The organism is Ciceribacter sp. T2.26MG-112.2 (genome assembly GCF_900492205.1).
GTDB classification, from domain to species: Bacteria; Pseudomonadota; Alphaproteobacteria; order Rhizobiales; family Rhizobiaceae; genus Allorhizobium; species Allorhizobium naphthalenivorans_A.
In genome coordinates this window covers 25,205-40,012 of the sequence record NZ_UEYQ01000020.1, presented here as the reverse complement: position 1 = coordinate 40,012, position 14,808 = coordinate 25,205, and the positions used below count along the sequence as shown (strand labels likewise).

Here is a 14,808-nt window from a genome sequence, read left to right as displayed (position 1 = left end):
GCAACAAAAAATGCAGCCGTCAAGACCATGCAACAAAAGATTCAAGGGCGCGGGGCGCGATCTCTGATTGCCGAACGCAGCTGGCGATATCCCTCCCGGATATCGTTCTCGAAGGCGGCGCGCAGCGCACCGCGATCCTTCTCGAACAACGCCTCGATCGCCATCTGGTGGTTGCGAACGCCCTGTCGCTCCTCTGCAAAACGAGGATAGAGTCCATAGAATGAAGGGCCGACTCGGAGCCACTGCGCCTCGATCATCGCTACGAGATGAGGCATGCGGCTGAGCCGATAGACAAGGAAATGAAACTCCTTGTTGCAGGACAACGCCTCGGCATAAGCCTTGCGATCGAGCGCCTCACCGATCTTTCGCTGAATTTGTTTCAAATTTTCAACAACTTGATCGGTTGCAGCTTCAGCCGCGAGCTCTGCGGCAAGCCCCTCCAGCGCAAGCCTAATATGGGTAATTTCGCGAAGGTCGGCCTCCGTCAGGACAGGAATGATCACCGTCTTGGGCCCCGCGTAGACGAGCGCATTATCGCCCACCAGGCGGTTGATGGCATCGCGCGCCGGCGTCGAGCTGACGCCCAGGGCCTCGGCCACGGACCGGACTGTGAGCTTGTCGCCCGGATGGAACACGCCTCTGCTTAATCGGTCCTTGAGCTCCACATAGGCGGCGTCCCCGAGGCTGGGCGCCTGCATCTGCTTCCCGGATGTCGAGAAATCGGTCGTCATTTTCGCTCCAAGCGTGTTGACAGGCTAAATTTTTGGTGCAACAAAAATGCAAATGTGAAGCTTTTGCAAAGTTTGGCGCATCAGAAACCCATAACATTTCACTGATCCTGAGTCACGCGCACGCGGACCGGGGATGCCCGGCGCGTCTTCGAAACACTTCGCATTTCCTAAACAGAAAACAGAAGAAGGGGACTGAATTGATAGGACAAAGCCTTTCGCTTCGCGGCATAACCAAGAATTACGAACGCATTTGCGCAGTCCATGGAACCGACCTCGAGATCGGTGCAGGTGAGTTCGTATCGATCGTCGGCCCGTCCGGATCCGGCAAGACGACACTGCTCACAATGATTGCAGGTTTCGAACGCCCGACCACGGGCTCAGTGTTGATCGGCGACGTCGATATCACCGGCCTTGCGCCGAACCGGCGCAATATCGGCATGGTCTTCCAGAAATACGCGCTGTTTCCGCACATGACGGTCCGCAAGAACCTTGAATTCCCGCTCCGGATGCGTTCGAAGGCCGCGCGGTCGGACATCGGCGCCCGGGTCGATGCCATGCTTGACATGGTGCAACTGACCAAGTTGGGCCATCGATTGCCTCACCAGCTATCAGGCGGACAGCAGCAGCGCGTTGCGGTCGGGCGGGCCTTGGTCTTCGACCCGCCCATCCTTCTCATGGATGAACCGCTAGGGGCACTCGACAAGAAGCTGAGGGAGGCGATGCAGCTCGAGATCAAGCAGTTGCAGCGACGCCTCGGCGCCACAATCATCTATGTCACCCATGACCAGGAGGAAGCCCTTACCCTGTCGGATCGCGTCGCCGTCATGCATAACGGTCGTCTCGAACAGATCGGCCAGCCCTTCGAGCTCTACGCGAACCCCAACACCGCCTTCATCGCCGACTTTGTCGGCACCATCAACTTCATCCCGGGCGTGATCGTCGGCGATGAGCGCGACCATTCGCTTGTTCGCCTTGCCGGTGGCCCGGTCGTCAAGGCTGCGAAACGCGCAAAGGCCCCGGTCGGAAGCGCCGTTTCCGTCGCCGCGAGACCCGAGCATATAGCGATTTCCGCGACGCCAGGCACGGAACAGACTTCGCTGCCCGGTACGGTCGAAGCCGTTGTCTTTTCCGGCGCACACCGCGTCGCTCATGTGCGGCTGAAGGCGATGGACGGCCTGACCGTCCGGGTCACGCTTGCCGGCGAAACGAGCATTCCGTCGGCGGGCGAGCCACTGACGCTCTACCTGTCCCCCGACCGGCTCCAGCTTTTTTCCGCGCAAACCGGGAGGCGCCTGTGACCCCGGCCCGCCTGTTCCAAGAGACCGCGAGGCGGTTCGTCCATAGCGGTCATGCGGGCCGTCTATCGCCGGCCGTATCTGTGGCACTCGTGCTGCCCCTACTCGCAATCGTCGGCATCGGTTTCCTTCTCCCTGTCTGGAGGCTGGTGGCACTGAGTTTTGCAGATGGCGCGGCAAACTATCAGAGGCTTCTCGACGACACCCTATACCTTGAGGTGTTCGCGGTAACGGGCGCGACCGCGGCTTGTGTCACTGTGCTTTGCATCGTGCTCGGCTATCCCGTCGCCTATGCAATGAACAACCTCAAAGGGAAGGCAGCCGTTCTTGTGGGAGCCTGCGTGTTCATCCCCTTGTGGACCTCGGTTTTGATCCGCTCCTATGCCTGGATCATCCTGCTGCAGCGGAACGGCGCATTGAACAGCCTGCTTGGTGCGGCAGGACTTGGCGATCATCCCGTGAAAATCCTCTATACCCAGGCTGCGGTCGTTCTCGGCATGACCCACATCCTGTTACCGTTTGCCATCCTTCCGATTTACGCGACACTGAGGTCCCTGCCGCCGGATCTCGTGCGCGCCGCCACCAATCTCGGCGCCGGACCGGTTCGCGCCTTCCTCCTGATTACACTGCCGCTCAGCCTGCCGGGCGTCTTTGCCGGAACCGTGCTCTGTTTCGTGATGGCACTCGGCTTCTACATCACGCCCGCTCTGCTCGGCGGCCCCGGATCCCTGTTGATGGCGACCTTGATCGGGCAACAGACCACGGTGCTGCTCGACTGGCCGTTCGCAGCGGCCCTGTCGACCGTTCTTCTCGGCGCCACGCTTTTCATCGTCATCATCTTTCGCAGGGCAATTTCCACAAGCAAGGGGTTCCAAAGTGTACATTGACCGCACCATCAACGGACATCGCCAAAAGCCGGCGGCCGGCCAGGAGGCCGGCGCACGAGAAGCGGTCGCGGACCGCGGCGTTGAGGGCCTTGCGACGCTCACCCGTATCCTGCGCACGCTGCTTGTCGGCGCGCTTCTCGTTTTTCTGCTGCTGCCAACGCTGATCGTCATACCGATGTCGCTGAGCACCACGGCCCATCTCGTCTTCCCGCCTCAGGGTGTGACACTCGGCTGGTACAGAGCATTCTTCGGAGACGTCGAGTGGATGGCCGCAACCTGGTTCAGCCTCAAGATCGCCGCCTCGACCTGCATCACGGCGACAGTCGTCGGTACCATGACCGCTCTTGCCCTGGTTCGCGGCGACATGCCGTTCAAGGGCCTTCTACAGGCGCTCTCGCTCGCACCGATGATCGTGCCTCACATCGTCCTCGGCGTGGCACTCTATCTGGTATTCGCGCCTCTGAAGCTCACCGGCAGCCTGACCGGCTTCCTTATCGGACATACCGTGATTGCAGTGCCTTTCGTCGTGATCACCGTGACTGCGGCGTTGCAGCGGCTCGATCCGGCGCTCGAACTGGCAAGTCTCAACTGCGGCGCCAGCCGCATCCAGACCTTCTTCCACGTGACGCTCCCAAATATCATTCCGGGGATCTTCTCTGGCGCCGTGTTCGCCTTCCTGGCCTCCTTCGACGAGGCCACTGTCGCCTTCTTCATTTCCGACGTCACCGGAATGACCATCAGCCGGAAGATGTTCGAAGACATCGACTTCAACCTGACCCCCGTCATTGCGGCGGCATCGACGGTCACGGTTCTCGCCTCGCTCGCCCTGATCGGTGTCGCACAAGTCCTTTCATCCCTGTCCCGAACCACCTCGAACCCCCAGGAGTAGCCGAAATGACGTCAAGACAATCCACCGCCCGTCGCATCCTCTGCCTGACAGCGATGCTGTTTTCGATGGGCACCCTCCAGGCGCGGTCGCAAGAGCAGGTCGTCATCGCATCGACGGGCGGGGTCTACGACGAAGCCCTCAGGGAAGCATGGTTCGATCCTTTCACCGCCGAAACCGGAATTGTTGTAACAGTCGTGTCAGCAACCAATGCACAAATGCGCGCCAAGGCGGCGGCGATGGTCAAGGCAGGCAATGTGGCATGGGATCTCTATCTCGACGGTGAGATCCAGGCGGCCTCCGAAGCCCATCGGGCGGTCACCGAAGACCTTTCCGGATTTTGCCAGGCTTACGAGTCGCGATCCGATCTCGCGCCCAACGCCTGTGCAGCCGGAGGAGCCCTGCTCCAGTCCACTGCGACCCTTCTTGCCTATCGCAAAGACGAGACGAACGCGGCACCCGCGACCTGGGCGGACATGTGGAACACCGCGGCTTTTCCCGGAGGAAGGGCGTTTCCCAACTTCGACGATCCCTGGCGCGTGCTCGCCGCGGCTCTTCTTGCCGATGGCGTCAGCCGCGAGGCGCTCTTCCCGCTCGATGTCGACCGTGCGTTTCGCAAGCTGGATCAGATCCGCGACGAGGTCACCCTGTGGTGGAAGACCGGCGACCAGAGCGTTCAGGGTTTCCGCAACCGGGAATACGATCTCGGACAGATCTGGCTGACGCGGGCCAAGGCCATGCAGAGCGAGGGGCTGCCGATCGCCTGGTCATACAAGGCGGCCTTCCTGGTGGGCGACAGGATCGCCGTGGTCAGAGGCGCCCCCAACAAGGCCAATGCCCTCAAGCTCATTGCTTACTGGCTCGACCATCCCTCCGCGCAGGCGAAGGCTTGTGACAGGCTGTCGTGCACACCCCCGAGCAGCGAGGCCATCGCCCTCATGTCGGAGGCGGCGCGCAATTCCATGCCCACCACGGCTGAACTGCGGGAAAGCATCATCGTTCCCGACGCAGAATGGATCAATCAGAACGCCCAGATGCTTCTGCAGCGCTGGAATGCGTGGGTGCGCTAATACAGGCCAAGCCTGGGCTCCGGTCAGCCGCAATCATCGGCTGACCGGCCCGTGAAGCCATCGGAGGAAAACCGCCATGACCGACCTGGTCGTCATTCATTCCCGGGACCCTGATTTCTCCTTGCTGATGGGCCACATTCTGGCTGGCGCCGGCTTTGCGCCCCTGATTGCCGAAGATGCCGAGGCCTTGGGCGCCTCGGAGATCTCCAGGACCCTTGCGATCATCATCGATTGTACGGGAATTGCGCAGGAGACACTCGCCTTCTGCAAGGCGATCAGGCAGGTATCCGACTCCGCGCTGCCACCGCTCATCGCCATGGTCCCGGCGCAGCAGGCACAGGACGTTCTTCAACTCCTCAGCTCCGGCATAGACCAGGTCTTCATGCGCCCCGTTTCGCCGGAACATCTGCTGATGTGCCTTCGGGCGATACGTCCAGGGGGCAGCACCTTGACGGACGGAGAGACCAGGTCCGCGCCGGGCATCCGACGTTATGGCAACCTTGAGATCGACGACGATCGGCGCATGCTTCGTTCCGCCGCCGCGCAGACCCATCTCAGTCCCATCGAATTCCGCCTGCTCCGGCGTCTGCTTGAAGAACCCGGAAGGGTGCGTGATCGCGATGACCTGGTGACAGCCGCGTGGCCCGGCCAGCGCCATGTCGACCATCGCACGGTCGATGTCCATATCGGCAAACTCAGGCGGCATCTGCGGGCAGTGACAGGGCACGACGTGATCCAGACAATACGCTCGAACGGTTTCGTCATCGATCCCGAGTCTTTCTTCGGACAAACTTGACCCTTCCTTTAGACGCGCTTCGTTGTTTCCGTCTGCCGGGCATGGCTCAATCGCCGCATCGACAGCTACGGAGCCTGCTATGCCCCATGTCCCCAAGACGCCGCTCGATCCATCCGGTGTCCCGCGGTTCCGCAACACCGCCGCGATGATCTCCAGCGCCGGGCCAAGTTTCGACGCGGCCCATTACCAGGGCGTGATGGCGCTTTATGCAACGCCACGCCCTGGCCGTGCCGTGGAGCTTCAACAAAGCGGGGCGCGCATCATCGATTTCGTCCGTTGCTCCTATCTTGGCCTCGACAATCATCCGGCAATCGCCGCAGGCGCGGCCACTGCCGTGGAGGATGCGGGCACGCTTCACTGGTCCTGCGCGAGGACACGCCTCAATTTTCGCTCGCTCGGTGAACTCGAGGAAGACCTGTCGGATCTATTCGATGCGCGCGTTCTGACCTATACCACCGTGCTGGCCGCCAACATGAGCGCGCTTCCGCTGCTCGCCTCCGGTCACCTGACGGAGGGCCGCAGGCCACTGGTCGCCTTCGACCGCCAGGCCCATGCCACCCTCGCCTACCACAAGGCGACGGTCGCAGCAGAAACGGCTGTCGAAACGATTCCCCACAATGACCTTGCAGTGCTCGAAGCGCTTTGCCGCAGCCATCCACAGGTCGCCTATGTGTGCGATGGTGTCTATTCGATGGGCGGTTGCGCGCCGCTATCACAGCTTCGCGACCTGCAGGAGCGTTACGGACTTTTCGTTTATATCGATGACGCTCACGGGATCTCCCTTTATGGTGAGCGGGGCGGCGGCTTTGCCCGGTCGGTCTTTGACGATCTCGGGGACAGGACAATTGTAGCCGCCTCCCTCGGCAAAGGCTTTGGTGCATCCGGCGGCATCCTGATGCTGGGTACCGCCACCCAGGAGCTCCTCTTCAGGCGTTTTTCCATAGCTTATGCCTTTTCCGCCTCACTCAATACTGCCGCGATCGGCGCGGCCCGGGCCTCGGCGTCCATCCACCGGACGGCGGAACTCGCATCGAGACAGGCTGGCCTGCGTCGAAACCTCGCTCTCCTCGACCACCTGCTGCCGTCCGACGGCGGCCCGAGCGACCTTCCGATCCGCACCGTCCGGTTCGGCGACGAGCTGCGTGCGGTTCACGCGGCGCGCGCGCTTCTCGAGAAGGGCTATTTCACATCCGCGATCTTCTTCCCGACAGTCGCACGCGGAGAGGCAGGACTGAGGATCTGCCTCTCCGCCACTCACGAGGAAGATGACATCCGCGGCCTCTGCGATGCGATTGGGGACATTCGCCGCGAGATCCTGCGGAGCACCTAGCATGCAGCGCCGGCCAGACACACGCGTCCTTGCCCATGGGACGAAGTGCCTCGACAAGTGGTTCTTGAGGATCATCGATCTGGCCTCCTCCTCGCCCGATGTCGAGGAGCTGAAGCGCGAGCTCGGACGTGTTGCAAGACGAGCGGGGTTTGACAATTTTGTCTACCTCAACCTGCACGCCTCCAGCGCCGAGATGATGTCCAATGTGGCGACGAACTGGCAGCAACGCTACCTTCTGGAAGACTGGTCACTCAGTGATCCCGTCCTCCGGGCGGGGCGGCGATGCATGCGCGCCTTTACCTGGAACCTCGACGAGTTTCAGGTGGCCGGTCGTCGCCGCATGGAGGATCAGCTCCTCGCCGCGCGAGACCACGGGCTGAATTGCGGCTTGTCCGTACCGGTCAGAATCGGCTTCGGTCATCTGGCCATTTTCAGCTTCACGGCTCGGGAGCACGAGCGCCTTGCCGGCCGGCATGTCGACGACCTCGTTGCCGCCACAGCCATTGCCCAGCTCCATTGCTGCCTTCGGGGAAAGGCGATGCGCAAGCCGTCTCGCTCCGTCTCCAGTCTGACACCAAGGCAAGCGCTCTGCCTGCGGTGGACCGCCGAGGGCAAAACCATGCAGGATATCGCGACGATGGAGGAGATGACCCATGCCACAGTCGCCTTTCATCTCAATAAGGCACGCAAGGTCCTGGACGCCGGGACCCTGCCCCAGGCCACGGCGATAGCAACAAGATTTGGGTTGATCTGACGCCCGGCCGCCGCATCCGGCCACTCGTTTCGATACCGCTTTGCCTGCTCCATATGAGATCGTTGCGTCTGCTTCCGGGAACGTCTGGCGGTTTCCTGAAAGGCGGAATGCGGGGGCGCAAAGCTGTCATTGCGCGTGAACCGCAGCTGGCTCGAGCAAATGCCTGCCGGCGTCTTCGCCTTGACGGGAATCAAGCAACCGACCCTGTCGATATGATTTCGATAAGTATCAATTTTCCAATCGCGCCATGACTGTGGCGTCGCGGAATGGCCGACTCGAGGCCGTCAGCCGACTGGCAGCTTCCGAGTTCGGGATGGCGATTGCCGACACCCAACCTGCTGGGATTATGGTCGCGAACGAGTCCATTCGCGACTATGTGATGGCGGGCCGAACTCGAATATTGGTGCCGGAACGGGCAAGGAACTGACGGAGCGGCCCATGCTGTTGACTGATGTCCAAAGCCAGGGCCCAAATGTGGCATTACGATCGCTCGCGGAGGGAAAATAACAGACGAGGCCGCCACGCTCATCGTTACCTGTAACGAGGACGATCTTGTCACTCATCCGCTCGCGCGCTCGGTCTCCTGCCGGACGAGGCAGCGAGACGCCGGCTTCAGCAGGTCCTCGAGCAAGGTGAAAACTTGTGTCGTGAGCGCGACAACCCGCTTCGCCGCACCCAAGAGTTTATTTTTTTCGGACTTGCTATTTTTAGTGGCGCCACCATATTCACAAAAGTGACAGCCATTGCACGGGCACTGTCACTTTCGGGGCGGCACGCACCCTGGCCCCAAGTGAGGAGGACTTCATGTCTTCCGACGATTTCTACGGATCTATCAGTTCCAGTGACATAAGCCGCCTACGCGAAGTGCTGACGGGTGCTGGGTTCAGTTATGCTGACCCCATGACCGACCGCGATCGGGATGCTGCGCGTTTCGTAATTGCACAACATCAACAGGGTGCTCGTAGCCTCGTGGATATGCGTTCTGCCCTGGCACAGCGCGCTCTGTTGGCCGGGATCCTGCTCGCCCCTTCCCGCGAGGCGAACATATGACCCTCTCATTCCCCAACCCATCTCGCAGCTATGACGAAAGTCGGCACAGCGTGCGCTTCGTCGGTCACGACGGTCTCACGCAAATTCGTTTCTTCCTGCCGGTTTCAATCCTGGCAGACGACCTGATCACGCGGATGCCGACCGAGACGGACTACCTTTCTGCGTTCGACGGCAAGCGCAAAGACATCTTCCAGGTGGCACGCAAGGCCTATGAATCGCGACGCAGGGATATGATCGAGCTCGATCCGACAAGCTTCGGACGGAGCGCTTGAGACGTGCACCGAAGACAGTCTCCGAACTATTTCAGACTGCCCCTCGCAGGTATGGAAATCGCCCCATGCCGCGCGACGGGACGAGCCAAGACCGGCAGCCGCAGATCATGGTAGCCGACCAAGGTCGCCAATCAGACATGCCCGTTTGTGCCATCGATCGACGCCCCATGCGCGGTTTTGACGAAGGCATGCCACGAGGTCGGGGCCGCAATTGGCGGCCAATGAATTCCCGTATGTTCGGGACCGGCCAACGGCCGATGCTCTGCGCACGGTGAAGACGTTCCAGACCGGCGTTACTGCGGGACCGTAAGAAACCTTGCAGGCTCGTGGCCACGCTGTCTGTTCGGACGACAGGAGCAAACCGCAGTGCGGGTCGGTCGTGCGTCCTTTGGTGCTGGCTCGGCGCACTAGTGGAAACGGCGGACATCATCGCCGAAAGCCCCGGACAAGCGGGGCTGACAGAGCATTTCGTGCAGTGCAGGCAGGGCAATTGCGCCAGGACCTAGAGAAAGCTCAGCACATGTTCATTCGGACCAAGACACGCATTGTCCATTTCGATCGTCCCTTCGCCCTGTTCGGCCTGGAAGGGCTCCAGCCGGCCGGCGACTATCAGGTGCAGGACGACGAGGAGCAGATCACCGGGATTTCCTGGCTCGCTTACAAGCGCACCGCGACCGTGATCGAAATTCGTGCCGGGCTGACGACAAGCCGGATCGCCGTCGACGGCGACGAGTTGGAGGCGGCGATGGCACGAGACCAGGCCGATGCCAACGCCTCGCACTGAGTGACGATCCGTCCGGCGGGCCACACCGTCCGCGCCGGAGGCATGATGCCAAGGCCACAGTCGCATGTTCCCAGTCGGGGAAAATCGGGCGTTCCCGACCAGCGACGACACCGTTCTGAAGGGAACCTCCAATGACCAAGTCCAGGCGCGTAGCATTCATTGGCAACTCGCTCCCAAGGCAGTGCGGCATCGCAACCTTCACCACCGACCTCAGCCACGCGCTGGCTGCCTCCGATCGCGGCGTCGAGACGCGCATCATCGCGATGACCGACGACAAGCTCCACTATGCCTATCCGCAGGACGTCGTGTTCGAAATCCGTGACGGGGAGATCGAGGACTATGGCACGGCCGCCCGCATCCTCAACAATGGCGGCTATGATGCAGTCTCGCTGCAGCACGAGTTCGGCATCTTCGGCGGACCGGACGGCGAGTTCATCCTGACGCTCCTCTCGCAGCTGCGTGTTCCCGTCATCACCACCCTGCACACCATCCTGGCCGAGCCGACGCCGGGCCAGTTGCGGGTGCTGCAGAAGGTTGCGGGCGCCTCGAGCCGGGTGGTTGCCATGGCACAGAAGGGTCGGGCCCTGCTCGAGAGTGTCTATGGCGTGGATCCTGCCAAGATCGACGTCATCGCCCACGGCATTCCTGACCGCCCATTTCATGATCCGGAGCTGGCCAAGGCCAAGCATGGTTATGCCGGCCGTCCGGTCATCCTGACCTTCGGCCTTCTGTCGCCCAACAAGGGGATCGAAGTCGTCATCGATGCCATGCCTGCGATCCTGGCGCAGCGCCCGGATGCGCTCTACGTCGTGCTCGGCGCCACCCATCCCAATCTCCTGCGCCAGGAGGGCGAGGCCTATCGTGACCGTCTTGGCGCACGGGCCGAGCAGATCGGGGTCGGCCAGTCGGTCGTCTTCCTCAACCAGTTCGTGGACGTCCCCACACTGCTCGATTTCATCGCCATGTGCGACGTCTATGTCACGCCCTATCTCGACGAGGCGCAGATGACGTCGGGCACGCTGGCCTATAGTTTCGGCATGGGCAGCGCGGTCGTGTCGACGCCCTACTGGCACGCCCAGGAACTGCTCGACCAGGGGCGCGGCATGCTCGTGCCCTTCGGCGATGCGGGCGCGACCGGCCAGGCGATCGCCTCCCTGCTCGGTAGCGACGACAGGCGCATGGCCATGCGTCGGGCCGCCTATGACACCGGCCGGTCGATGATCTGGTCGCAGGTCGCATCGCTTTACCTGGACAGCGTGGAGAAGGCCCGCAGCGCCTACCGGCCGCGCCTGGTCAGTGATCTCGTCGCCCAGCGGATCACCAGACCGCCGCAGATCACATCGCTGAAGCTCGGACATTTTCATACCATGTGCGACGACACCGGCATCGTCCAGCACGCGGTCTATTCCGTGCCGGACAGGGCGCATGGCTACTGCGTGGACGACAATGCCAGGGCCCTGGTCCTTGCCACGCATCTGGCGACCGCGGGGGAAACCGGCATATCCGAACGGCGAACCGCCTCCTTCGCAGCCTTCATCCAGCATGCCTGGAACGCGGACCTCCATCGCTTTCGCAATTTCATGAGCTTCGATCGGCGTTGGCTGGAACAGCAGGGCTCGGAGGACAGCCATGGCCGCACGCTCTGGGCGCTCGGCGTCTGCGCGCTCTCCGATAACGACCGGCTCCGTCGCCGCTGGGCAAGCTCGCTCTTCGCTCAGGCGATACCCACGGTGCTCGACTTTCATTCGCCGCGCGCGTGGGCCTTTGCGCTGATCGGGCTTGACGCCTATTGCCGGGCCAACCCGGAAGACCAGTCCAGCCAGGCCCTGCGGCTGCAGTTGGCCGAGCGGCTGGTCGACCTGGAACGGCGCGTTTCGAGTGGTGACCGGCACTGGTTCGAGGAAGGGCTCTCCTACGAGAATGCCCGTCTGCCGCAGGCGCTCATCCTCGCCGGCCTGGCGACGGGCACGGCGCATTTCGTCGCGTGTGGCCTCAGGACCCTGCGCTGGCTGATGACGCAGCAAACCGGCGAGAACGGACGGTTCCGGCCGATCGGCACAGACGGTTTCTTCGACCTGGGCGACGCGCCGAGGCTGTTCGATCAGCAGCCGGTCGAGGCGACGGCGACCATTTCGGCCTGCCTGGCCGCGGATGCGGCGACGACAGACAAGTCCTGGCTGGAAACGGCGTTCCGCACCTTCAACTGGTTCACCGGCGGCAATGACCACGGCATCTCGCTCGTCGATCCGGAAACCGGAAGCTGCCGCGACGGGCTGCACCCCGACCGCCCGAACGAGAACCGTGGGGCGGAATCCGTGCTCTGCTACCTCATCTCCTGCGCCGAGATCGGTCGCGCCTCCCGCCTGGTGCGTCCGGTGCCCCAGCCCTCCGAGTTTCGGCAATCATCTTGATGCGCCGTCCTTCTTTTCTGTGATCACCAAACCAAAGGAACTTCCTTGGCCCAATCCAGCCTTCTCAATCGGCAAGCGCTCTATCTGAAACCCGATCCGACGCGGGTCATCGTGCGGCCGTTCAAACCCTCGACAGAGCCGCAACACCTCAACCCGCGCGACAAGACGCGGGCCAATGAAATCGTCGATCGCGTGCTGACACTCGATGCCGTGGCGACGACCCACCAGTTGCACGACATCCTCGACAATTTCGAGGGACGGCATCGCAACCTGTTGCGCCAGTTCGAGCTGCGTGCCGATGCAATGGAGAACGCCTTTGCCCATCACCCCGCCTTCAGCCAGCAACAAAGGCAACTGATCGGCGCCTATTTCATGAACGAATATTCGTTCGAATCGGCCGCGCTGTTCAATCCCAGCATCGTGCCTCATCCCGACCAGTCGAATGTCGCGGAAGGCAGCCGACGGTTGATCCTCAGCCTCAGAGCCGTCGGCGAAGGCCACATCAGCTCCCTGACCTTTCGCACGGGAATGATCGATGCGGAGGGGGCTGTGGCGATCGACGCGCCGGTGCGGTTGGCGGGGCTGCCGGACATTCATGCCAATGACGGCCTCGCTCCGGCCGGCTGCATCGGCATCAGCTTCAAGGAGGAGAGCGACCTCAGCGAGCGGGTGATCTTTCCGGTGACTGAAGCGCAGTCGAACGGGATCGAGGACGCGCGCTTCGTCGCCTTCGAGGATGAGGGCAAGACCGTCTATTACGCGACCTACACGGCCTATAACGGCGCGGGGATCCGGTCCGAGCTTCTGGAAACGCAGGATTTCCTCAACTTCACCCTGACGCCGCTGCGCGGTCCGGCCGCCCGCAACAAGGGCATGGCGCTGTTTCCCCGGCGGATCAACGGGCGTTATGCGATGATCGCGCGTCAGGACAGCGAGAACCTCTTCCTGCTCTATTCGGACGACCTGCACAATTGGGACGAGGGCCAATTGCTGATGAAGCCCGAATTCGCCTGGCAGTTCGTGCAGATCGGCAATTGCGGCTCGCCGGTCGAGATCGATGAGGGCTGGCTGCTCTTCACCCACGGTGTCGGGCCCATGCGTCGCTATTCGATCGGCGTGACCCTGCTCGACAAGGGCGACCCGAGCATCATCCTCGCTCGCACGGTCGATCCCCTGCTGCAACCGGAACCGACCGAACGCGAAGGCTACGTGCCCAACGTCGTATATTCGTGCGGCGCCATGCGGCATGGGGACCTCATCGCATTGCCCTATGCTGTGTCGGATACCTATTCGAACTTCACGACAATGAAGATCAGCATGCTTCTGGAAACGATGCAGCCGGCCGGATTCCCCGGATGACCAATCCCTTGCACAGCCGCCGACAACGGCCAGGGGCACCGCCATGAGCCTGGCGCAGCTTAAGGCACTGTTTCTCGAAACCATTCTGCCGACATGGGGTGCGAGCGGCTTTGACGAAGGCCATGGCCAGTTCGTCGAGCATCTGGAGCTCAACGGGCGGCCGCAGCTGGACGGCGTCGTGCGAACCCGCACCATCGCCCGGCAGATCTATGTGCATGCCCATGCAAGCGCCCTGGGTGTGGCCCCGCGCTCATCACTTGCGCTGGCCGAACGGGCGTTCGCCAACCTCCACCGCGTTGCCTGGGTGAGCGGCGCGCGCTCGGGCTATGCCAGGGCCTTCGATCGGTCGACGGAAACGGTGACCGATCCGGTGAGGGATCTCTATGACAATGCCTGCGTGGTGCTGGCCTTGTCCTGGCTGCTCTCGGTCACGAGCAAGGAAGGATATCGACGGCGGATCGACGAGACCATCGCTGCGATCGACAGGACATTACAGGCCCCCTGTGGCGGGTGGGCCGAAGACAGCGACGGCACGCTGCCCCGCCGGCAGAACCCACACATGCACTATCTCGAGGCGGCGCTTGCCCTGTGCGAGACAATCCGGACGCCGACCTATCGACCGGCCGAAACCGGGGCATTTGCCCTGCTGCAATCGCGTTTTCTGCTCGGTTCGCACGATCTTCTGCATGAGAATTTCGGGCCACGCTGGGAAATCGCCGACACGTTCGGATCGCAGATGCTGGAGCCGGGACACATGTGCGAATGGGTATGGCTGACCGGCCGCCACGACGCACTGACCCGGACATGCCACGACGAGATTCGCGCCGATCTGCTCACCAACGCCTTGCGCATAGGCCGCTCGGGCGGTTCCCCTTTCCTCGTCGACCAGGTCTTGGCATCGGGCGTGCCCGTCGTGACTTCGCGACGACTCTGGCCACAGGTCGAGATGCTGAAAGCGCTGCTGACCCAGCACAGGTGGCTCGACGACGGCAGCTATCTCGCCGAAGCTGAAACGCTGTCCTCCGAAATGCTGGCTTCTTATTTCCAGGATGTGCCAACGGGCTGCTGGCATGATCGTCTGGATTTCAATAACCAGCCCATCGGCTCGACCATACCGGCCAGTTCACTTTATCATCTCTGGACGGCTGTCGCCGAACTAGTATAGCAATGCTTCGCGACATGA

14 protein-coding genes are annotated in these 14,808 nt (G+C 62.1%); 13 read left to right on the top strand and 1 reads right to left on the bottom strand.

The genetic code is table 11. The annotated features are described in order from the left end of the window. Positions 1-41: 41 nt before the first annotated feature. Positions 42-731 carry a GntR family transcriptional regulator gene (locus tag DYZ14_RS19485; RefSeq protein WP_154722228.1) on the bottom strand — a complete coding sequence of 230 codons (690 nt, stop codon included), beginning with the start codon at positions 729-731 and terminating at the stop codon, positions 42-44. A gap of 197 nt (positions 732-928) precedes the next feature. On the opposite strand from DYZ14_RS19485, the gene DYZ14_RS19480 reads away from it, so the two are divergent. The 13 genes from DYZ14_RS19480 to DYZ14_RS19420 all read left to right on the top strand — a co-directional run bounded on the left by DYZ14_RS19480 (position 929) and on the right by DYZ14_RS19420 (position 14,790). Then, the gene (locus DYZ14_RS19480) at positions 929-2,029 is read left to right on the top strand and encodes an ABC transporter ATP-binding protein (protein WP_154722254.1); all 1,101 of its coding nucleotides are present in this window, start codon (positions 929-931) and stop codon (positions 2,027-2,029) included. Then, positions 2,026-2,913: an ABC transporter permease gene (locus tag DYZ14_RS19475; RefSeq protein ID WP_445292567.1), complete on the top strand. Its 888-nt coding sequence runs from the start codon at positions 2,026-2,028 to the stop codon at positions 2,911-2,913. Before DYZ14_RS19480 ends, DYZ14_RS19475 begins: the two co-directional genes overlap by 4 nt. 175 nt (positions 2,914-3,088) lie before the next feature. Next, positions 3,089-3,802 (top strand): ABC transporter permease, encoded by a 714-nt coding sequence (locus DYZ14_RS19470; RefSeq protein WP_154722252.1) that lies wholly within the window; start codon positions 3,089-3,091, stop codon positions 3,800-3,802. Positions 3,803-3,807: 5 nt separating this feature from the next. Next, complete coding sequence (locus DYZ14_RS19465) at positions 3,808-4,869, top strand: ABC transporter substrate-binding protein (protein WP_154722227.1); 1,062 nt, start codon at positions 3,808-3,810, stop codon at positions 4,867-4,869. Positions 4,870-4,945: 76 nt separating this feature from the next. Continuing rightward, entirely contained in the window at positions 4,946-5,665 is a 720-nt protein-coding gene (locus DYZ14_RS19460; RefSeq protein WP_154722226.1) for a winged helix-turn-helix transcriptional regulator, read from the top strand. Positions 5,666-5,744: 79 nt separating this feature from the next. Further along, positions 5,745-6,995, top strand: a complete 1,251-nt coding sequence (locus tag DYZ14_RS19455) for an aminotransferase class I/II-fold pyridoxal phosphate-dependent enzyme (protein WP_154722225.1) — start codon at positions 5,745-5,747, stop codon at positions 6,993-6,995. Positions 6,996-7,059: 64 nt separating this feature from the next. Continuing rightward, positions 7,060-7,749, top strand: coding sequence for an autoinducer binding domain-containing protein (locus tag DYZ14_RS19450; protein WP_195950042.1), 690 nt, complete (start codon positions 7,060-7,062; stop codon positions 7,747-7,749). 804 nt (positions 7,750-8,553) lie between these two features. Beyond that, on the top strand, positions 8,554-8,799 hold the full coding sequence (locus DYZ14_RS19445) for a hypothetical protein (protein WP_154722223.1): 246 nt from the start codon (positions 8,554-8,556) through the stop codon (positions 8,797-8,799). After that, positions 8,796-9,071, top strand: coding sequence for a DUF1488 family protein (locus DYZ14_RS19440; RefSeq protein WP_154722222.1), 276 nt, complete (start codon positions 8,796-8,798; stop codon positions 9,069-9,071). Before DYZ14_RS19445 ends, DYZ14_RS19440 begins: the two co-directional genes overlap by 4 nt. Positions 9,072-9,591: 520 nt before the next feature. Beyond that, positions 9,592-9,855, top strand: coding sequence for a hypothetical protein (locus DYZ14_RS19435; protein WP_154722221.1), 264 nt, complete (start codon positions 9,592-9,594; stop codon positions 9,853-9,855). Between the two features lie 131 nt (positions 9,856-9,986). Beyond that, a complete protein-coding gene (locus tag DYZ14_RS19430; protein ID WP_154722220.1) occupies positions 9,987-12,266 on the top strand; it encodes a glycosyltransferase family 4 protein in 2,280 nt (759 codons plus the stop codon). A gap of 45 nt (positions 12,267-12,311) precedes the next feature. Beyond that, entirely contained in the window at positions 12,312-13,625 is a 1,314-nt protein-coding gene (locus tag DYZ14_RS19425) for a glycoside hydrolase family 130 protein (RefSeq protein ID WP_154722219.1), read from the top strand. 43 nt (positions 13,626-13,668) lie between these two features. Next, positions 13,669-14,790 carry an AGE family epimerase/isomerase gene (locus tag DYZ14_RS19420; RefSeq protein WP_154722218.1) on the top strand — a complete coding sequence of 374 codons (1,122 nt, stop codon included), beginning with the start codon at positions 13,669-13,671 and terminating at the stop codon, positions 14,788-14,790. The last annotated feature ends 18 nt before the right edge of the window (positions 14,791-14,808 follow it).

Coding starts and splice junctions, on each gene's coding strand:
- DYZ14_RS19485 (WP_154722228.1), bottom strand. CDS start 731: ATGACGACCGATTTCTCGACATCCGGGAAGCAGATGCAGGCGCCCAGC.
- DYZ14_RS19470 (WP_154722252.1), top strand. CDS start 3,089: ATGTCGCTGAGCACCACGGCCCATCTCGTCTTCCCGCCTCAGGGTGTG.
- DYZ14_RS19465 (WP_154722227.1), top strand. CDS start 3,808: ATGACGTCAAGACAATCCACCGCCCGTCGCATCCTCTGCCTGACAGCG.
- DYZ14_RS19460 (WP_154722226.1), top strand. CDS start 4,946: ATGACCGACCTGGTCGTCATTCATTCCCGGGACCCTGATTTCTCCTTG.
- DYZ14_RS19455 (WP_154722225.1), top strand. CDS start 5,745: ATGCCCCATGTCCCCAAGACGCCGCTCGATCCATCCGGTGTCCCGCGG.
- DYZ14_RS19445 (WP_154722223.1), top strand. CDS start 8,554: ATGTCTTCCGACGATTTCTACGGATCTATCAGTTCCAGTGACATAAGC.
- DYZ14_RS19440 (WP_154722222.1), top strand. CDS start 8,796: ATGACCCTCTCATTCCCCAACCCATCTCGCAGCTATGACGAAAGTCGG.
- DYZ14_RS19435 (WP_154722221.1), top strand. CDS start 9,592: ATGTTCATTCGGACCAAGACACGCATTGTCCATTTCGATCGTCCCTTC.
- DYZ14_RS19430 (WP_154722220.1), top strand. CDS start 9,987: ATGACCAAGTCCAGGCGCGTAGCATTCATTGGCAACTCGCTCCCAAGG.
- DYZ14_RS19420 (WP_154722218.1), top strand. CDS start 13,669: ATGAGCCTGGCGCAGCTTAAGGCACTGTTTCTCGAAACCATTCTGCCG.